Genomic DNA, 17,497 nt, shown 5'->3' with positions numbered 1-17,497 from the left:
TTATGGCCTGGGGAGTGGGGGATTGTAAAAGTTAAAAGCATGCGTAACCTTGATTTCAAAATACTGTTCTTTTTTGGCCTTTTGGCTTCAGCCGTAATGATGTCCTCTCCGGCAATGGCCCAACAGGAACCACCCTATTGGGCATCTATCGACGAACCTGAAGCGCGGATGCGCACTGGGCCGAGCACCGAATATCCGACCATGTGGATATACAAGCGGGAACGCCTACCGATTAAAATTTTGGCACGCTACAAGGCATGGCGAAAGGTTGAGGATCCTGACGGTGCACAGGGATGGATGCACGCACGGCTATTGAGCGCCTCAAGGACGGCTATAGTGCTGGGCGAAAAAGGGCAGGCACAATCTTTGCGGAGTAATCCTCAACGAGATGCCAAGGTTATCTGGCGTGTTGAGACCGGTGTTGTCGGTAAGATCACACAATGTGAGAATGGATGGTGCCTGCTGGATGTTACTGGTCGGCGGGGCTATATCAATCAGGACGCGATCTGGGGGGATGAACCTCTGAAATAGAAATGGTGGCGGACAATTCCAAGGTCGTAATTAAAAGGGACAGGAAAATGATGCCTCCCGTCCCTTCAATTTTTTGTAAATTGGGATCTAGTCGGCTAGCTCTATGGCAACGGCCGTTGCTTCGCCGCCACCAATACATAGTGCTGCAACGCCTTTCTTAAGGCCTTGTTTTTTGAGCGCTGCGACCAGCGTAACCATAATTCGAGCACCACTGGCGCCAATGGGATGGCCTAGGGCTGTTGCGCCGCCGTTTATGTTGAGCTTGTCGCGCGAGATGCCGATATCCTGCATCGCGAACATGGCCACGCAGGCAAAGGCTTCGTTGACTTCCCACAAATCAACATCACCGACATTCCAACCAGCTTTCTCAAGGACTTTCTGGATGGCAGAAACAGGGGCCGTGGTGAACTTTGCAGGTGCGTGTGCATGGGCTGCATGAGCAACAATATGCGCCACCGGTTTCAGGCCCTTCGCGTCGGCGACACTGGCGCGGGTCAATACCATCGCCGCTGAACCGTCCGAGATCGAAGAAGCATTAGCGGCGGTGATCGTGCCGTCTTTGGCAAATGCAGGGCGCAATTGCGGAATCTTGTCCGGGTTGCCTTTCAGTGGTTGCTCGTCCTTGTTGACCGTGACGCTGCCTTTGCGGGTCTTTATCTCGACGGCCACGACTTCGTCATCAAACGCGTCACCCTCGACCGCGGCCTTCGCGCGAGCAAGGGACTCAATCGCATACTCATCCTGTGCTTCGCGGGTTAGCTGATATTCACCGGCCGTTTCCTCCGCAAAGCTACCCATGGCCCGGCCTTTGTCATAAGCGTCTTCAAGGCCGTCCAGGAACATATGGTCCATTGCTTGCGCATGTCCCAATCGTGCTCCGCCTCGCATTTTGGGAAGCAGGTAGGGCGCATTGGTCATGCTTTCCATACCGCCGGTGACAATGATGTCGACTGAACCCGCTGCCAGCGCCTCTGCACCCATGATTGCGGTCTGCATGCCTGACCCGCACATTTTGTTGACTGTGGTGGCTTCGACCGATTCCGGCAGACCGCCCAATATAGCTGCCTGGCGGGCAGGGGCCTGGCCTTGCCCTGCAGACAGGACGTTACCCATATAGATGCGCTCAACATCTGAGCCGTCAATTCCGGCTCGTTCAACGGCAGCGCGAACCGATACAGCTCCCAAATCCGGCGCGCTTACATCGCTCAAGGCACCTTGCATGCCGCCCATCGGCGTGCGGGCATAGGACAGAATGACGACAGGATCAGATTGAGACATAGGGCTTTCCTTTCAGAGGAATCTTGGGCCGCGCTGGCGGTATTAAACAATTGCTGTCCACATAGGGCGCTCATTCCGCTTTTTCAATTGCAGCATTGAACATCTGTCGATGCCATGCCAATCGGCAGTCTCGTAATTTGCCGGAGCTTTCCTTGCCAGATTATCTCTATCCCATCCTAGGAGCTGTTCTCGGACTGATCATCGGTAGCTTTCTGGCGACTATTGTCATTCGCTGGCCGGAGGGAAAATCAGTTGTTTCGGGACGTTCCCGCTGTGACAGTTGCGATCAGCCTTTGCGTACCCCCGATCTGGTTCCGGTGCTCAGCTATTTGGCAAGATCAGGCAAATGCGCATATTGTGGATCGGTCATCAAATCGGACCATCCGGTGATCGAACTGGGTGCCGGTTTGGTTGGCGGCATGGCGATGTTCGCCGCTCCGGGGCTTGCCGGATTGCTTGGTGCAATATTTGGATGGATTTTATTGACGTTGGCAGCTCTCGATGCGCAGCATCACTGGTTGCCCGACCGGCTTACGCTGCCCTTGGCTGCCACCGGTCTGGCATCGGCTTTCTTCGTCCCTGAGCCCGACATTGTAGATCGGCTGATCGGTGCATTTTCTGGCTTCTTTACACTTTTCCTGGTTGGTTGGAGCTATCATAAACTGCGCGGCCGTGAAGGCTTGGGCGGCGGCGATCCGAAATTGTTGGGTGCTATCGGTTGCTGGCTTGGATGGTCCGCATTGCCGCTGGTTATTCTGGGAGCAACGCTGGCAGGATTGCTGGCTGCTTTGATGATGCGTATCCGGGGGGATACAGTTGCAGCCGATAGTATGTTACCTTTTGGCGGCTTCTTGGCGATTGCCGCCTTTCCATTGTGGATCATCCAAACGATGACTGGCGGTATTTTCCTTTAACGAGGAAACGGGCACACAGAGGGTTGCCAGCAAAATTATACTTCGCTAACAGGGCGACGATTTCGCAAGTGCCAGTCTGCGGCAATGCAAATCAGCCCCTGTGGTGGAATTGGTAGACGCGCTCGACTCAAAATCGAGTTCCGCAAGGAGTGTCCGTTCGAGTCGGACCAGGGGCACCATCACTTACAAATTCAACGGCTTTGTTGCTTTGCTGCAACGTTTTGACGGACTTCATCACAATAATCATACTTACTCCGCTGTAAACCGTCGGAAATGGTAGACTTATCTTAGTATTTCTACCAATGGGGTCGATAGTTGGAGGGCAACTTTCGTTTGAAAGAACCCCACACAAATTTAGGGGTCTCAGGAGTATATCATGAAAATAACCAAGTTTTTGACCGCTACCGCAATTGGTGGCCTAATGTCCGCTGTGCCTGCATATGCGCAGGACGTTCAGGAAGAAGAAACGGTTGATGACAATGTCATTATCGTGACCGCGACCAAGCGTGAACAAACGTTGCAAGAAATTCCGATTTCGGTTTCTGTGACAACCGGTGAAACGCTTGAAGCCGCGCAAATTCGCGACGTACTCGACCTGCAGACGGTTGCTCCTTCGCTGCGCGTCAGTCAGCTGCAGACCTCTTCGGCGTCTACGTTCATCATTCGCGGTTTCGGCAACGGCGACAACAACTTCGGCATTGAGCCATCGGTCGGCGTTTTCATTGACGGCGTGTTTCGTTCACGCTCGGCTGCTGCTCTGTCAGATCTTCCCAACGTTCAGCGCATTGAGGTGCTGAACGGGCCGCAATCAACACTGTTCGGTAAGAATGCATCAGCAGGCGTAATTTCCGTGATCACGCGTGAGCCACAATTTGAATTCGGCGGTGCGGTGGAAGCCAGCTATGGTAATTTCAATTCGGTCGTCCTTAAGGCTGATGTAACCGGCCCTATCACCGAAAACATCGCCTTCTCTGTCGACGGCAGCTACAACCGTCGTGACGGTTACTCCAACATCGTCAATCTTGATGAAGAACAAAATGATCGCAACCGTTGGTCCGCACGTGGACAGTTGTTGATCGAGGCAACTCCAGATTTACGTATTCGTGCAATCGCCGATTATTCTCGTATCGACGAGGTTTGCTGTCAGGTGGCCACGGTTGTTTCCGGGCCGGTTACCGCCGCGATCAATGCAGTGGGCGGACAGTTGAACACTGATTTCTTTAGCGATGAAGCGTTCCTAAACTTTGTGCCAACCAACGAAGTCGACAATTATGGCGGTTCGATACAAGTCGATTGGGACACCGGTCCGATCTCAGTTACGTCAATCACCTCTTATCGTGAACTGAAGAACTTCTTCCTGTCAGATATTGACTACACCAGTGCTTCCCTTGCGACCGAAACGCGTGATCAGGATGTCGAAACCTTCACTCAGGAAATCCGGATCACTTCTGATTTTGACGGTCCGATCAACTTCTTGCTTGGTGGTTACTATTTCGATGAATCCATCTCGCAAGACAGCGCGATTCAAAACGGAAGCGATATCCGTGACGTGTTCGAAATTCTCGCTGGCGGAAACCCCGCTGATGTGCTGGCTGGCCTGCCTTCAGTGTTTAACGGAGTGGAAGCTGCTCTTGGCTTGCCACAAGAGAGTATCTTTACCACGCCTTTGCTGACTTCTGAGCAGTTCAGCATGGATAACACCTCATGGTCGATTTTCGGTACGGTTGATTTCGAACCAGTTGACGGGTTGGTGTTCACCGGCGGGTTCAACTACACCGACGATTCAAAGGACTTTGCGCTTGCGCAGCAGTCTTTCGATCCGCTCGGTCAGGTCAATCTGGTTGATGCATTCATTACGGGCGCAACCGCAGGTGCCGTCACGACACGTGACCAATTTCAAGCACTGCCGGCTGCAAACCAGGCAGCTCTGCTCGCAGTGGCAACCACGCCATGTACCGCTGCCACGCCGGCGCCAAACTGTAATCAGCTGATCGGTCTGGCCGGATTCCAGTTCCAGCCACCATTCTTGACCATTCCAAACGCGGTCGAAGATGGCCGGACAAGGGATGATAAGTTCACCTATTTGCTGCGCGCTTCATACGAGATTTCTCCGGAAGTGAACGTCTATGCCAGCTATGCGACCGGCTTTAAGGCGAGCTCGGTCAACCTCTCGCGTGATAGCCGCCCGTCAAATGACGACTTCGTCGCAGGGCCGGGAGGCTCAACCTTCGCCGCTCCGTCATCGCCGATCCTCGATGCTGGTCTGGCATTGCCAAATTTGGTCTCTGGTTCGCGCTTTGCTGGCCCAGAAGAAGCCGAAGTCTATGAAGTCGGCATCAAAGCCAAATGGCCTGGAATTGGTGTTAACCTCGCGCTGTTCGACCAGACGATTGAGGGCTTCCAAAGTTTTGCGTTCACCGGAACCGGTTTTGCGCTGCGTAACGCCGGTGAGCAGTCAGTCCGTGGTTTTGAGCTGGACGTTAACGTTCAGCCGACCGATGGATTGATATTTACATTCGCAGCGACCCACCTTGATCCGCTGTTTGATGATTTTCCAGGTAGTGTGCTGGGCGATCTCACCGGTCAGCGTCCTGGTGGCATTCCGGCTTGGAGTATTGCAACCTCGGCGACATACACACATGAATTCGGTGGTTCGGGCAATCGTCTGATCACTCGTGTGGATTACAATCACGAGAGCAACACCGACATCAATAACGGTCTGCCGACATTCAATACGGCTGTGGGGAATACCGAGATCTTCCGCCGCGAAGTTAATCTCGTAAATGCTTCGATGACGCTTGCTCTCGACAATGGTCTAGAAGTTGGTGTGTATGGCCGCAACCTATTCGACGATCGGTATATTTCGACCGTATTCGATGGTGTTGCACAATCGGGGACGGTTTCCGGTTACCCAAGCGCGCCGCGCACATATGGCGGTGTTGTTCGCTTCAAGTTCTAATCGAAGCCAATTTCGTTAAAAATTCAAGCCCTGCCGGGAAACTGGCGGGGCTTTTTTTGTGACTGATTTCAAGTTACTTCAGCAATAAAGGTGCAAAAATGTAACGCACTGGTGCATTTTTTTTATTTCAGTCTGGACTTAATCGATCGATTAGTTGAAGATCGGCGCATCTGGGGGGATGAGTAAAAGCTACACTCTCCGGAAAAATAAATCGGGATTGGGAGAGAAAAATGCGTAAATCGTTACTGTTAGCCGCCACAGCTATAACTGCAGTGGCTTCACCAGCATGGGCACAAGCCGATAGCGATGTTGATGACAACGTCATTATCGTGACGGCACAGCGTCAGGCACAAAGCCTTCAGGAGGTGCCAATTGCCGTTTCGGCTTTCGATTCCGAAGCCCTGGAAGCACAGCAAATTGAAAATGCATCAGATCTACAGTTAACGCTGCCTAACGTCTCTTTCACGAAAAGTAACTTTACCGCATCGAGCTTCACGATTCGCGGCATCGGCGATCTTTGCGTCGGTGTGACGTGTGATTCTGCGACTGCCATCCACTTGAACGATGCCCCGTTGTTCAATACGCGCCTGTTCGAAACAGAATATTTCGATCTCGAACGGGTAGAGGTCTTGCGTGGTCCGCAGGGCACCTTGTTTGGCCGGAACGCAACATCTGGTGTGGTCAACGTTGTTACAGCGAAACCAGAGTTGGGTGAATTTGCTGCATCGCTGGAGGGTGAATATGGCAATTTCCAGTCCGTAAAAGTCAAAGGCATGGTCAATATACCACTGGGTGATACACTGGCATTCCGTGCTGCCGGTTTTTATCTGAACCGTGATGGCTATACGACTAACTTGTTTGATGGCTCCGACATTGATGGTCGTGACATGTATGCAGTGCGTGGGTCCATCAAATGGGAACCAACGCCAGACACCACTGTAAACCTTATGGGTTATTATTTCCGTGAGGATGATGACCGCCTGCGGATCCAGAAACAAAAATGTCAGACGGACCCAACAGGTGTTTTGGGTTGTCTCAACAATCGCCTAGACTTCGGCAAGGTCAATACCAACGCGACATTCACAGGCACATTGAGTTCTAGGGAGTTTTTGGCCTCACAAGGTGGTGCTGGTTTTGCTACATTGGGACTTGGCAGCATTTATGACCCGAATTCCAATGGTCACGCCAACTTCACTGAACCTAATGATGTCCGGACGGTCAATACTGACTTCAATCCTGAATATTTTACCGACGAGTTACAATTGCAGGCGCATATTGAACATGATTTTGGACCGATCCAGGTATCCATAACCGGTCTGTATCAGGAAACAGAGGTTGACTCCCGTCAAGATTATAACCTCTCAGTTCTGTCGCGGACTACCATTGATCCTACATTGGCAACCTTGGGCGCACTTTCTGGCGTTGGGGGGCCTTTCGAAGCCTTTGCGCCGGTTCTAAATGCTGTGACATCCGGTAACCAGTTATGTACGTCGGATACAGACACAATTGGGCTCGGTTCTTTTGGCGGTAACCGTATTTGTGCTGATACGCCAATCTCACTTGATCGTTCCAATCAGGACAATACTAGCTGGTCTATAGAAGGCATCATAAGCAGCGATCTGGACGGACCATTCAATTTCCTTCTGGGTGGTATCTATGCCGAGAATAATCTCGGCCAGAACAGCTATTATGTGAATACCTTCGCTATTGACTATATCGCCGGTATCCTGGGCGCTTCCAATGGTGGTTTCCTTGGAACACCTTATTTCCGCAACAACACTCGGGAATTCGAACTCGAATCCTACGGCATTTTTGGTGAAGTCTATTTCGATGTCACCGACAATTTGAAGCTCACGGGCGGCCTGCGCTACAATAATGACAAGAAATTTGTCGAAGCAAGATCTACCCTGGCGAGCTTCCTTGTACCATTTGGCCAAACAACAGATGCGTTTACTTCGCCATTTGTTGGCGGATTTGATGCCGATCCGGGTACGCCGGGCAATCAGATTGTGCAGCAGCGGAGTGTTGCCTTTGACGAGATAACCGGGCGCTTCGTGATTGACTGGCAGTTCACGGATGACAATCTGATCTATGCCTCTTACTCGCGCGGCTACAAGTCCGGTGGCATAAATCCACCTTTGCAGCCGATTTTTGAAGTTCCTGAATCATTCGCTCCCGAGCAGATTGATGCCTTTGAAATCGGTTCGAAAAATACATTTGCCGATGGTGCTCTCCAACTCAATCTGACGGCCTTCTACTATAAATATAAGGACCTGCAGTTGAGCCGTATTATCGCTCGAACAGCGGTCAACGATACAATTGATGCTGATATTTATGGTGTTGAAATAGAAGGTTTTCTAAGACCCGATCCGGATTGGTTGATTAACCTCGGTTTCAGCTATCTGAATACCAAGGTTAAGGGTGATCAGTTCTTCAGCAATCCGCGGGACCCAGGTGGTGGACGTGCAGACGCCGTTATCATCAAGGATATTTCGAACGGCGCCAATTGTGCGGTCATACCAACCACTGCGGGTGATGCAGCGACTGCAAACGGTTACGTAAATACGGTAAATACGCTGATAAATGGTGGCCTTGATCTGGATCCCACAAGCCCTGGGTTGGAAATTCAACCCGGTGCGAACCTCCAGGGCACAGCTCCATTCCCGGCTGACGGCGGTATCGCATCAACCGGGGCATTCAGTTTCTGTGGCATATTGGATGCTCTTGCTCCAACGGTTGGCGCAGGGGCCGTTGAAGTACTTAGCCCGGGTGTGCAGGTCAATTTGCGCGGCAATGATCTGCCACAGGCACCCAATGTCAAGGTGTCGGCAGGGGTGCAGTATACGCATAACTTTGATAGCGGTTGGTCGTTAGTACCTCGTGTCGATGTTGCCTATACAGGTGATCAAACGGCGAGTATTTTCAACGGAAATGTGAACAAGATTGAGGGCTTTACACAGGCAAACGCATCGCTGCAGTTAAATGGTACCGATGATAAGTGGTTTGTTCGGGCATTTGTTCAGAATATCTTCGACAGTAACTCGATTACGGGTCAGTATTTGACTGACGCATCTTCGGGATTGTTCACGAATATCTTCACGCTGGACCCGCGCCGTTATGGTATTGCAGCTGGCATCAAGTTCTAAAGAGATCGTCACGTGGGAGAAGAAGCCCTGCCGGGAGACTGGCGGGGCTTTTTTGTTGGAGTCGGCTAGGTTGCGTATCCTCAATCTGGCGAAAGATTTTGAGGGCCTTGGTTAGGCAACTCACGAGGCATTGGCGGCCGTTACTGTTATTTGCAGCCACCCTTGCTTGCGCTGCAGGATTTTTGCGGGCGTTCGTCCCCCGGACGAACTTTGGTCCGCAAAAATGGTGCCGAATATCCGACTCGAACGGATGACCTACCGCTTACAAGGCGGTTGCTCTACCAGCTGAGCTAATTCGGCGCTGGTTTGATGGCTGTAGCCACGAACGAGCGCTCTTTGCTTCAAAAAACACCAAAGGTCCAGCCCTCTTTTTGTGCTATTTCATCTGTCAGCTTCGGCGGGTGCCACAGCTTTGTATCTTTACTGGCATTTTTCATCCAGGCCGCAGTTATCAGAGCATCGGTGCTGTGATCATCATAGCGGTCCAATTTAGCAGGCAATGGCATTCCTAGGGTGCGCAGCGCTGCTTCCAGCCCTTTACGATCACGTATCTTGCTTTTTCCTTTGGGCAGTCCAGCAGCCAGCGCAGCAATGGTCGTATAGATCTCGATGATCATTGGGCCGCTATCCGGCACCGGATCAAAGGGCCAAACCGGAATGGCACCGCTTAACTGGTGCAACATGCGCATACCCGTGAGACTTGATTTTCCGACTTGCGCTGCACCAACAAGATTGAAGCAACTCGCACTGTTTGCCTGACCGGTTTCGCGTTGATGCTGTTCGACCAAACGAAGCCGTCCCATGCTCCCCGTGAAAAGATCACCGACATTGTCACGACTGTGCCGAAAATGGCGTGCTGCCTGAGGGTGATCCAGGAAAGAGAGGACATTCAGATACTGATCAGCGGTGGAATGCTGTTCCACTAACCTCCAGAGCTCTTTGGCGTTGGATGGACTATCATTCCATTCCGGGAAATAGCTTCCAGCGTCATGAAAGGGTAGCGACATCGACAGGTCAAAACCGATCAACATATCCTGCTTTGTCCTGGCGATCCGAAGCAACCAGTCGCGCACATCTGATCGAGACCATCTCGGATCGGGCCGGAGAAGGGCAGGCGGCCCATCCAGCCCAATAGTGGCGATCGCGATGCCATTTGGCCGCTCCGTCTTCGCGCCTGACCAGTCAACACAGGTGAAATGAGAGAAGCGCCGCATGGATGATCTCTAACCTATCAAGCTGGCAAAAGAAAAGGGCCGGCCCGCCCGGACCCGCCCTTGTTCTTTTTCAAAGTCAGTTAGTTTATTTGTCGGCTGCTGGTTTCCGTGCAGCAGGTTTCCGCGCGGCTGGTGCTTTGGGCTTGGCAGAACGCATGTCTTCCAGCGTTTTTGCTGCTGCATCGCGTCCGCCCAACCCGAAGGCCAGGGCTGCAGCGACTCCGCCACCGATAACCAGTGCACCAAACGCCATGTTGATGATGCTGTCTGCAAGTCCCATATATTTAAGGCCCATGGCAACAAACAGGACGATGGTCGCATATTTGACGATCTGGCTGCCCATGCTGCCTTCAGATGCACCGCCGACGATTCGTGCCAATATGTTGGCGATCATGAAGCCAAGGCCGATAATCACGCCGCCAAATATGACCTTGCCACCGAGCGCCAATACTTCATTCAGGATATTGGTCAGTTCTGGAAATTGCAGCATACGGGTTGCTGCAATCGCTGCGAAAAGCATAATGGCAATGATCACGATTTTGGAAACGACAGATGAAACCGTCGTTTTCTCGGGCAGAATGCCAAGCGCATTGACTGAACGATCAACACCAAGGCCAGGCAATACCTCTTCAATCAAACCGCCAACCCAGCGCGCAATCATATAGGCGATGCCAAGCAATATTGCAGCACCGATGACCAGCGGGATAGAGGTGAAAATTGTGTTGAGTAGCGAAGTCGCCGGTTCAGTAATGGTCGACATGTTCAGCGCATCAAGAGCCAATATGGCGATGGGAATGATGATCAGAACATAGACTATCGTGCCAATGGTCTTGCTGATTGTACTGTTACCGGTAACTTCTTCGGCACCAGCTTTGTTGGCCCATTTGTCGAGATTTACAGTCATCATCGTGGTTTCGACAATCTGTTTCACAATGTTCGCAACGATCGAACCGACAAAGAAAATAATGCCCGCACCGATGATGTTCGGAATAAAGCCCATTACATCATCAAGTAGGGTTTGCAGAGGTTCGATGACGCTGTTCAGTCCAAAAGTGGAAAGCACTGCAATCAGACCGAAGAGCCAAATGAGTAAAGAAACGATCTTGCCCAGCGACATTCCGATGGATTCTCCTGAACCGGTGTCGCGTTGCAGTAAACTGATGTTGTCGACAAGCTTAGCAAAGGCCCATTTGGCGGCTTTTGCCACGATCCATGTGAGCAGGAGGATGATAAGCGCGACGCCGATCTTTTCCCCCCATTCCATCATGAGCTCTGTATCGAGCGCATAGTTTCCTATTCTCAATCCATCCATTTGCATTCCCCTAATTCTGGACATTGTTAAGACTATCCGAAGGTTAACACGTTCTCTAGGTGAGATATAGTGTGGAGTAGGCGCGGGACGGGCTTATGATGTAATCATATGTAACATCCTGATTCAGGGCATGATATTGATCACGGCCCGTCCAATGACAGCCCGCTGTTCCAGTACTTCTAACGCAGCAGCTGTATCATCCAAAGTAAAGCTATGTGAGATATGCGGGCGCATCACACCTTCTTCTGCCAGTTTGCGGAGCATCGTTTCGCTCCGTTTTGCGAGTTCCGGATCGCGCCGTGCACTCTCTCCCGCACGCAACCCGATAAGACTATAACCTTTTATCAACGCGTGATTGGCTGGAAAGGACGGAATATCACCGCTCGCAAAACCCACGATAAGATAACGGCCACCCCAGGCAATGGATCGCGTCGCCTTTATCGCCAGATCACCGCCAACGGGATCAAATACCACATCGACTCCTTTGCCGTCAGTCAGTTCTTTGACCTTGGTGGCTAGGTCCGGATCGGCGGGATCAAGGCTATGATCCGCACCGGCTTTTTCTATCGCCTGACGCTTTTCATTGCTGGATCCTGTAGCAATGACGACCGCGCCCTTATACTTGGCGAGTTTTACCGCTGCCATTCCGACACCCCCACTAGCGCCAAGTATAAGTGCTGTTTCTCCATCCAGCAATTCGGCTTTGTCGTTTAGTGCATGCCAAGCGGTAATCGCGGCACCATGCCAGCAGGCCCCCTCGGCAAAGGATAAAGCAGTGGGCAGCGGGCGAACGGCGCTTCCAGGCAAGATAATCTGCTCTGCAAACCCGTTGCCCTTGCTGCCGCCCATGACGCGATCGCCGATCGAGAGAGCCGTCACGCCGGACGCCACCTCGATAATTTCTCCAGCGACTTCTAGACCGGGAACGAAAGGAGGATCAGGGCGGAACTGATATTTGCCGTAAGTCATCAGCAGATCTGGAAAGTTGAGGCCCGCTGCTTTTACTGCAATCCGCACTTCTCCGGCTTTCAGCGGTTTTGCCCGCCTCTCCTCCACCCGAACGGAATCCGGTCCGGTCAAAGCCGCGCAGACAGCAGCGCGATAGGTATCGCTCACGATCCCACCGACGTCACCACGTCCCGTGTAAAGGCGGCAATATCAAAACGATTATCGCGCGTATCGTAACCACGTCTGACAATCACCAAATTTAGCGAAGGTATGATTACCAGATATTGCCCGCGATTGCCGAATGCTGCGAATGCGTCTTCCGGTATGCCTTCTGACTTGTTCATGAGCCAGAATGTAGCACCATAGCCAAATTCCCGATCCGGCTGCGGACCTGATGGTGTGCTGACATATTCCCGCCAGTTTTCTGGAAGCAAGCGCTCTGCTCCATCATTCCCGTAGGGCCAAACGCCGTTATTGAGATAGAGTATTCCCAATCGACCTAGGTCGCGGGCTGTTGTCCATACCTGACTGGAGAGGATAGGATGCTCTTGCCAATCGGTCTCGGCATAGGTTCGCGTCATGCCCATTTTTTGGAAAAATTCATAAGGCTCAAAAGGACCGGATCTTGCAGCATAAACTGCCAGTAACGTGTCATTATTGGCGTAGCGAAAACGACTGCCTGGCGGATAGAGCAGGGGCCAGTTCACCGCCCTTTGGGTGACTGTGGCACCACCCATATAAATAGGATCGGTACGGTTGCCAGCCGTGTCGCTAGTCAAGCCGCTCAACATACGCATCAAATGATCGAGTGTTATGTCGCGGCGTGGATCAAAAGCACTCATCCATTCTATGATTTTGGCGGGTGCGTTGACGTCCGAGAAGCCTTCCTGGACGCTGTGCCCGATCAATGTTCCGGCGATGGACTTGGCAACCGACCACGTGCGTTGAGCGGTATGCCGGTCATGACCTTTCTTGTAATGCTCGGTCAGGATCTTGTCATTCCTGATAACCAAGACCGCACTGGTTTTTCCGCCATATTTGCTATTTTCAAAAGCGGCCAATGCACTTTGATGCAAAGACTTGGCGACATCATCTTGTTTAATTGCTGCGCCGGCATCGCCCATTGGCCAAGGCAAATTATCATTGAAGGACCGCAGTGCCGGTGGCTTGTCCAGTTTTATCCCAGCAAAACCGATCGGCATACCGGTGCAGCCGGTTCGCGGATTCCAGATGGCAATGCGCGGCGGCATGACGTCATTATAGCTGACACGGACTTGGCGCTTTTCCTGGTCGATATCTGCCGTGAGTGTGGGCACAATGTCTGCGATGTGACCATAAATACCGGTCAGTTCATCAGCCTCGATATCCGCCAGCGTCTTGCCGCCGTTCCACAGTCCGGAGCAGATAAATTGCGCTTTATAACCTGCGGCCAGTGCTTTTTGATATTCATCGGGTCCATCGCTAGCCTGTCCGGCAACGGGCACGGATAGCAGCGCACAGCTGATGATCAGTAATTTTCCAAAATTCACTATTTGCTCCAATCTGCATTCAGGTAAGCCTTGAGCGATGTTAAAGGTTGAATATGCCCAGGAAATTTCTGGGAACCAAATTGTGTGCCCGGTTCACAGGCAAATCTGAAGATACTAACATATCCTGAGTTTGCATAAGGCAATATCCACTTTGCAGAGTCTTTGGGCCATGTTTCAGTTCGAACTAGTCTTTCATTGCCGTCAAATTCAGAAAGCTCCATCGCAGCGTAGATATGTCTGTTGCAATCGACCAATATTTTTGAGCGAATGTCTCTGATCTTCGAGATATCATCATCACCTTTATTGGTCTCCGCCATGACAATCTGGGAAATTGAAACTGAAACGAGGCCATCGATCCTTTCAATGCTGGCTTTGTCCGCGAAGAAAATATCAGAGCGATAGTCCGGTGGTTCATCGACAATAATTTCGTCCACGAGATACCAATCGGGCTGAGTTTGTTTGTCTTCTGCTGCCACAGCAAAAGGCAGGCAAAGAATGATCAATGATATGAGTGTCTTATATTTAATCATTTATCTCGCGCCTCAAACTTTCCCAATAATCCAGGCGTTCTCGAATTTTATGTTCAAAACCCCGATCTACCGGTTGATAAAATAACTCTGGTTCCATTTCTTCCGGCCAGTAATTGTCACCCGAAAAGCCTTCGTCACTTTCGTGGTCGTAATTATATCCTTGGCCATAACCGATATCTTTCATCAATTTGGTCGGCGCGTTGAGGATGTTTTGCGGTGGCACCAGAGAACCGGTTTGCTTGGCTGATTTCCAGGCGGACTTTTGTGCCTTGTAAGCCGCGTTGGATTTCGGAGCAGTAGCGCAATAGAGGCAGGCTTGCACTATTGCCAATTCGCCCTCCGGGCTCCCGAGGAAATCATAGGAATCTTTCGCGGCAAGGGCCTGAACCAATGCTTGTGGATCGGCCAGCCCGATGTCTTCGCTGGCAAAGCGGACGATACGACGCAGTACATAAAGTGGTTCTTCTCCTGCCACGAGCATCCTGGCCAGATAGTAGAGTGCCGCCTGCGGATCTGACCCGCGCAGGGATTTATGCAGCGCAGAGATCAAGTTGTAATGACCTTCCCGGTCCTTGTCATAAACCGCCATTCGCCGGTGGAGCAGCTTTGCAAGTGCGGCGGGGCCCAGCGGCTCTGCAATATCCAGAGAAAGCAAGGTTTCAACCTGATTGAGCAGGAAGCGGCCATCACCATCCGCGCTGGCAATCAGTGCTTCTCGTGCGCTTTTCGTTACGGGTATATTCTTCTCGGTCAACGCCTCTGCTTTGTTCAACAGTTCGTCCAATGCACTGCTATCCAAACGATTGAGGATTAGCACCTGCGTCCTGCTTAAAAGAGCGGCATTGAGTTCAAATGATGGATTTTCAGTCGTCGCGCCCACCAGTGTAACAATGCCTTTCTCGACATAAGGTAGAAAACTGTCTTGCTGAGATCGATTAAAGCGATGTATTTCATCAACAAACAACAAGGTTTGCTTACCAGTCTGTTGGCGTTGCTCTGCTTCCGCAAAAACCTTCTTCAGTTCTGCAACACCAGAAAAAACGGCAGATATAGCCTTAAAATGCAGGTCGGTTTCGTTGGCCAGTAGCCGAGCAAGGCTGGTTTTCCCTGTCCCGGGTGGACCCCAGAAAATAATCGAAGACAGTTTTCCCGCCACGATCATTCGTTTGAGCGCGCCGTCCTGGCCGACCAGATGATCCTGACCAACCACATTATCGAGGTTTTTTGGTCTCAGTCTTTCCGCAAGTGGAGCACTGACAGGGATATCCTCCTGTCCTCGCGTCGCATCATCAGTGGCAAAGAAATCATCCATTGCCGGTGATTATGGCATTTTCTCTATCGAAAACCAGCTTGTTCATTGGTTTACCCGCAAATTTTGTGCTGATCTACGCCCGTGGTATAACGTCTTGGGAAAATAGGGAGGAAAATCATGTCTACGACAACGGATCCTTTGGTCGGGAACGAAGGTAAGCCAGACACACCCTGGCATTTATGGGTAGTCGGTGCAATCGCAACACTCTGGAATTCTGGCGGTGCGCTGGACTATACAATGACCCAAACGCGCAATGAATCCTATATGAGTGGTTTTACGCCCGAACAGCTTGAATATTTCTACTCGTTTCCAGCATGGGCTGATGGAGTTTGGGCATTGGGTGTTTGGGGGGCGTTTATTGGATCATTGCTCATATTGCTGCGCAGCCGACATGCAATCATTGCATTCGGAATATCCCTGGTCGGACTAATCGGTTCGTTTCTGTATCAAATGACAGCGGATATGCCGCCCAGTCTCAGCACGCCTGGAATTTGGATATTCACAGCTGTCATTGCACTTTCGATCATTTTTCTACTTTGGTATACGCGGGCAATGGCCGGAAAGGGTGTATTGCGCTAAGCAACTTCAACGAATGGCGGCCTGTTTGATAGGACTCTGGCCCGACTGCCGTTGGCGGATGAGGCGTATATAAGTCTCGGCGACGGTCTGATTAATCTGGTCCCAGCTGAATTCGTCAGCCCGCTTTTCACCGGCAGTGCCATGGGCACTTCGTAAAGCCTCGTCCTGACAGTAAAGCTGAAGAACGTCGGCAAAATCGCGAATGGCGCCTGGCGTGACCAGTCTTCCCGATTGTTTGTCTTTGACCAGACTCTGGCTGCCTGTCGCCTTTGCTGCCACAACCGGAAGGCCGCAAGCCATTGCTTCCAGTGTCACGTTGCCGAATGTTTCGGTGACCGAGGGGTTGAAAAGCATATCCATACTGGCCACTGCCCGGCCAAGATCATGACCTTGCTGAAATCCGGCAAAAATCGCGTCATCCATTCGCTCTTGAAACCATTGCTGCGCGGGGCCTTCACCGATGATCAGAACGCGGTGCTTGATCCGGCGCCGCTTCAATTCATCAATCGTATCGGAAAAGACATCAAGGCCCTTTTCCATCACCAGTCGTCCAAGGAAGCCGATGACCGGTTCTTCATCTGTGATGCCGAAAGATTGACGCCATGCCAGATCGCGTTTTGAGGGATTAAACACATCCTTGTCGACACCACGGGACCATATTCCGACATCATAGTTCATGCGTTGTTGACGAAGAACCTGTGCCATCGACTCGGAAGGGGCGACAAGTGCATCGCAGCGGCGGTAAAGACGGCGCAAAATCGCTTCGATAACAGGTTCCAGGAAGGCTAGATTGTAATAGCGTGGATAGGTTTCGAATCTTGTATGCACGGATGCGAGTACGGGAATATCATTCCGTCGTGCCCAGCTTACCATCCGGTGTCCGACCCGGTCAGGGCTGGAAATCTGCATGACATTCGGGTTGAAAGCAGCAAGATCGCGTTTCGCACTACCGGACAAATGAGTCGGAAACCGATATTCTCCGCGTCCCGGAAACGCAACGGATGGAACGCTAATCAAGTCCCCGGTGGGTTCAAAAGCAGGGGTGTCCGTGGTCGGAGAATAGACACGTACTGCCGCTCCCTGACGCAAAAGATATTCGGCAAGCCTGTTCAGGGCTTGGTTGGCGCCATCACGCACGAAGTTATAATTGCCGCTATACAAGGCAATGCGCAGATCACTGATATTCATTGTCAGCTTGAAGCATAATCTCAGGCAAATTGCTAATATGATCTTTGCCGGTTAAAT

The 17,497-nt window shown here is 51.5% G+C and carries 13 protein-coding genes and 2 tRNA genes; 6 read left to right on the top strand and 9 right to left on the bottom strand.

What is annotated here, in order from left to right; genetic code table 11:
• The first annotated feature begins 39 nt into the window (after window positions 1–39).
• Window positions 40–531 carry an SH3 domain-containing protein gene (locus DK507_RS15720; RefSeq protein WP_109357241.1) on the top strand — a complete coding sequence of 164 codons (492 nt, stop codon included), beginning with the start codon at window positions 40–42 and terminating at the stop codon, window positions 529–531.
• 87 nt (window positions 532–618) lie between these two features.
• Here the strand turns inward: DK507_RS15720 and DK507_RS15715 are convergent, their stop codons facing one another.
• Window positions 619–1,809 carry an acetyl-CoA C-acyltransferase gene (locus tag DK507_RS15715; protein ID WP_109357240.1) on the bottom strand — a complete coding sequence of 397 codons (1,191 nt, stop codon included), beginning with the start codon at window positions 1,807–1,809 and terminating at the stop codon, window positions 619–621.
• Window positions 1,810–1,961: 152 nt separating this feature from the next.
• On the opposite strand from DK507_RS15715, the gene DK507_RS15710 reads away from it, so the two are divergent.
• The 4 genes from DK507_RS15710 (at window position 1,962) to DK507_RS15695 (ending at window position 8,828) form a co-directional block, all read left to right on the top strand.
• On the top strand, window positions 1,962–2,723 hold the full coding sequence (locus DK507_RS15710) for an A24 family peptidase (RefSeq protein ID WP_109357239.1): 762 nt from the start codon (window positions 1,962–1,964) through the stop codon (window positions 2,721–2,723).
• Between the two features lie 94 nt (window positions 2,724–2,817).
• Window positions 2,818–2,902, top strand: a tRNA-Leu gene (locus tag DK507_RS15705).
• A 197-nt stretch (window positions 2,903–3,099) separates the two neighbouring features.
• Entirely contained in the window at window positions 3,100–5,682 is a 2,583-nt protein-coding gene (locus tag DK507_RS15700; protein WP_109357238.1) for a TonB-dependent receptor, read from the top strand.
• 230 nt (window positions 5,683–5,912) lie between these two features.
• Entirely contained in the window at window positions 5,913–8,828 is a 2,916-nt protein-coding gene (locus DK507_RS15695) for a TonB-dependent receptor (RefSeq protein ID WP_109357237.1), read from the top strand.
• 224 nt (window positions 8,829–9,052) lie between these two features.
• Here DK507_RS15695 and DK507_RS15690 read toward each other — a convergent pair.
• From DK507_RS15690 to DK507_RS15660, 7 genes are all read right to left on the bottom strand, one after another.
• A tRNA-Thr gene (locus tag DK507_RS15690) sits at window positions 9,053–9,128 on the bottom strand.
• Between the two features lie 41 nt (window positions 9,129–9,169).
• Entirely contained in the window at window positions 9,170–10,042 is an 873-nt protein-coding gene (locus DK507_RS15685; RefSeq protein ID WP_109357236.1) for a hypothetical protein, read from the bottom strand.
• Between the two features lie 85 nt (window positions 10,043–10,127).
• Complete coding sequence (locus tag DK507_RS15680) at window positions 10,128–11,354, bottom strand: mechanosensitive ion channel (RefSeq protein ID WP_254054415.1); 1,227 nt, start codon at window positions 11,352–11,354, stop codon at window positions 10,128–10,130.
• A 123-nt stretch (window positions 11,355–11,477) separates the two neighbouring features.
• Window positions 11,478–12,470: an NADPH:quinone oxidoreductase family protein gene (locus DK507_RS15675; RefSeq protein WP_109357234.1), complete on the bottom strand. Its 993-nt coding sequence runs from the start codon at window positions 12,468–12,470 to the stop codon at window positions 11,478–11,480.
• Window positions 12,467–13,831 carry a serine hydrolase gene (locus tag DK507_RS15670; RefSeq protein ID WP_254054414.1) on the bottom strand — a complete coding sequence of 455 codons (1,365 nt, stop codon included), beginning with the start codon at window positions 13,829–13,831 and terminating at the stop codon, window positions 12,467–12,469. The genes DK507_RS15675 and DK507_RS15670 overlap by 4 nt, the downstream gene beginning before the upstream one ends.
• Complete coding sequence (locus DK507_RS15665) at window positions 13,831–14,307, bottom strand: surface-adhesin E family protein (RefSeq protein ID WP_162559082.1); 477 nt, start codon at window positions 14,305–14,307, stop codon at window positions 13,831–13,833. Before DK507_RS15665 ends, DK507_RS15670 begins: the two co-directional genes overlap by 1 nt.
• A gap of 46 nt (window positions 14,308–14,353) precedes the next feature.
• A complete protein-coding gene (locus tag DK507_RS15660; RefSeq protein WP_109357232.1) occupies window positions 14,354–15,673 on the bottom strand; it encodes a replication-associated recombination protein A in 1,320 nt (439 codons plus the stop codon).
• 117 nt (window positions 15,674–15,790) lie between these two features.
• Between DK507_RS15660 and DK507_RS15655 the strand changes: the two genes are divergently transcribed.
• Entirely contained in the window at window positions 15,791–16,252 is a 462-nt protein-coding gene (locus DK507_RS15655; RefSeq protein WP_109357231.1) for a hypothetical protein, read from the top strand.
• A gap of 6 nt (window positions 16,253–16,258) precedes the next feature.
• Here the strand turns inward: DK507_RS15655 and DK507_RS15650 are convergent, their stop codons facing one another.
• Complete coding sequence (locus tag DK507_RS15650; protein ID WP_109357230.1) at window positions 16,259–17,440, bottom strand: glycosyltransferase family 1 protein; 1,182 nt, start codon at window positions 17,438–17,440, stop codon at window positions 16,259–16,261.
• Between the last annotated feature and the right edge of the window lie 57 nt (window positions 17,441–17,497).

This window comes from Sphingorhabdus sp. EL138 (assembly GCF_900258045.1).
Taxonomy (GTDB): domain Bacteria; phylum Pseudomonadota; class Alphaproteobacteria; order Sphingomonadales; family Sphingomonadaceae; genus Parasphingorhabdus.
This window is presented reverse-complemented; position numbering and strand designations above follow the sequence as displayed.

What these genes read in the sequence shown, in the direction of transcription:
- DK507_RS15680 (WP_254054415.1), bottom strand. Translation starts at nt 11,354, where the DNA reads ATGGATGGATTGAGAATAGGAAACTATGCGCTCGATACAGAGCTCATG.
- DK507_RS15720 (WP_109357241.1), top strand. Translation starts at nt 40, where the DNA reads ATGCGTAACCTTGATTTCAAAATACTGTTCTTTTTTGGCCTTTTGGCT.
- DK507_RS15700 (WP_109357238.1), top strand. Translation starts at nt 3,100, where the DNA reads ATGAAAATAACCAAGTTTTTGACCGCTACCGCAATTGGTGGCCTAATG.
- DK507_RS15685 (WP_109357236.1), bottom strand. Translation starts at nt 10,042, where the DNA reads ATGCGGCGCTTCTCTCATTTCACCTGTGTTGACTGGTCAGGCGCGAAG.
- DK507_RS15715 (WP_109357240.1), bottom strand. Translation starts at nt 1,809, where the DNA reads ATGTCTCAATCTGATCCTGTCGTCATTCTGTCCTATGCCCGCACGCCG.
- DK507_RS15660 (WP_109357232.1), bottom strand. Translation starts at nt 15,673, where the DNA reads ATGGATGATTTCTTTGCCACTGATGATGCGACGCGAGGACAGGAGGAT.
- DK507_RS15650 (WP_109357230.1), bottom strand. Translation starts at nt 17,440, where the DNA reads ATGAATATCAGTGATCTGCGCATTGCCTTGTATAGCGGCAATTATAAC.
- DK507_RS15655 (WP_109357231.1), top strand. Translation starts at nt 15,791, where the DNA reads ATGTCTACGACAACGGATCCTTTGGTCGGGAACGAAGGTAAGCCAGAC.
- DK507_RS15695 (WP_109357237.1), top strand. Translation starts at nt 5,913, where the DNA reads ATGCGTAAATCGTTACTGTTAGCCGCCACAGCTATAACTGCAGTGGCT.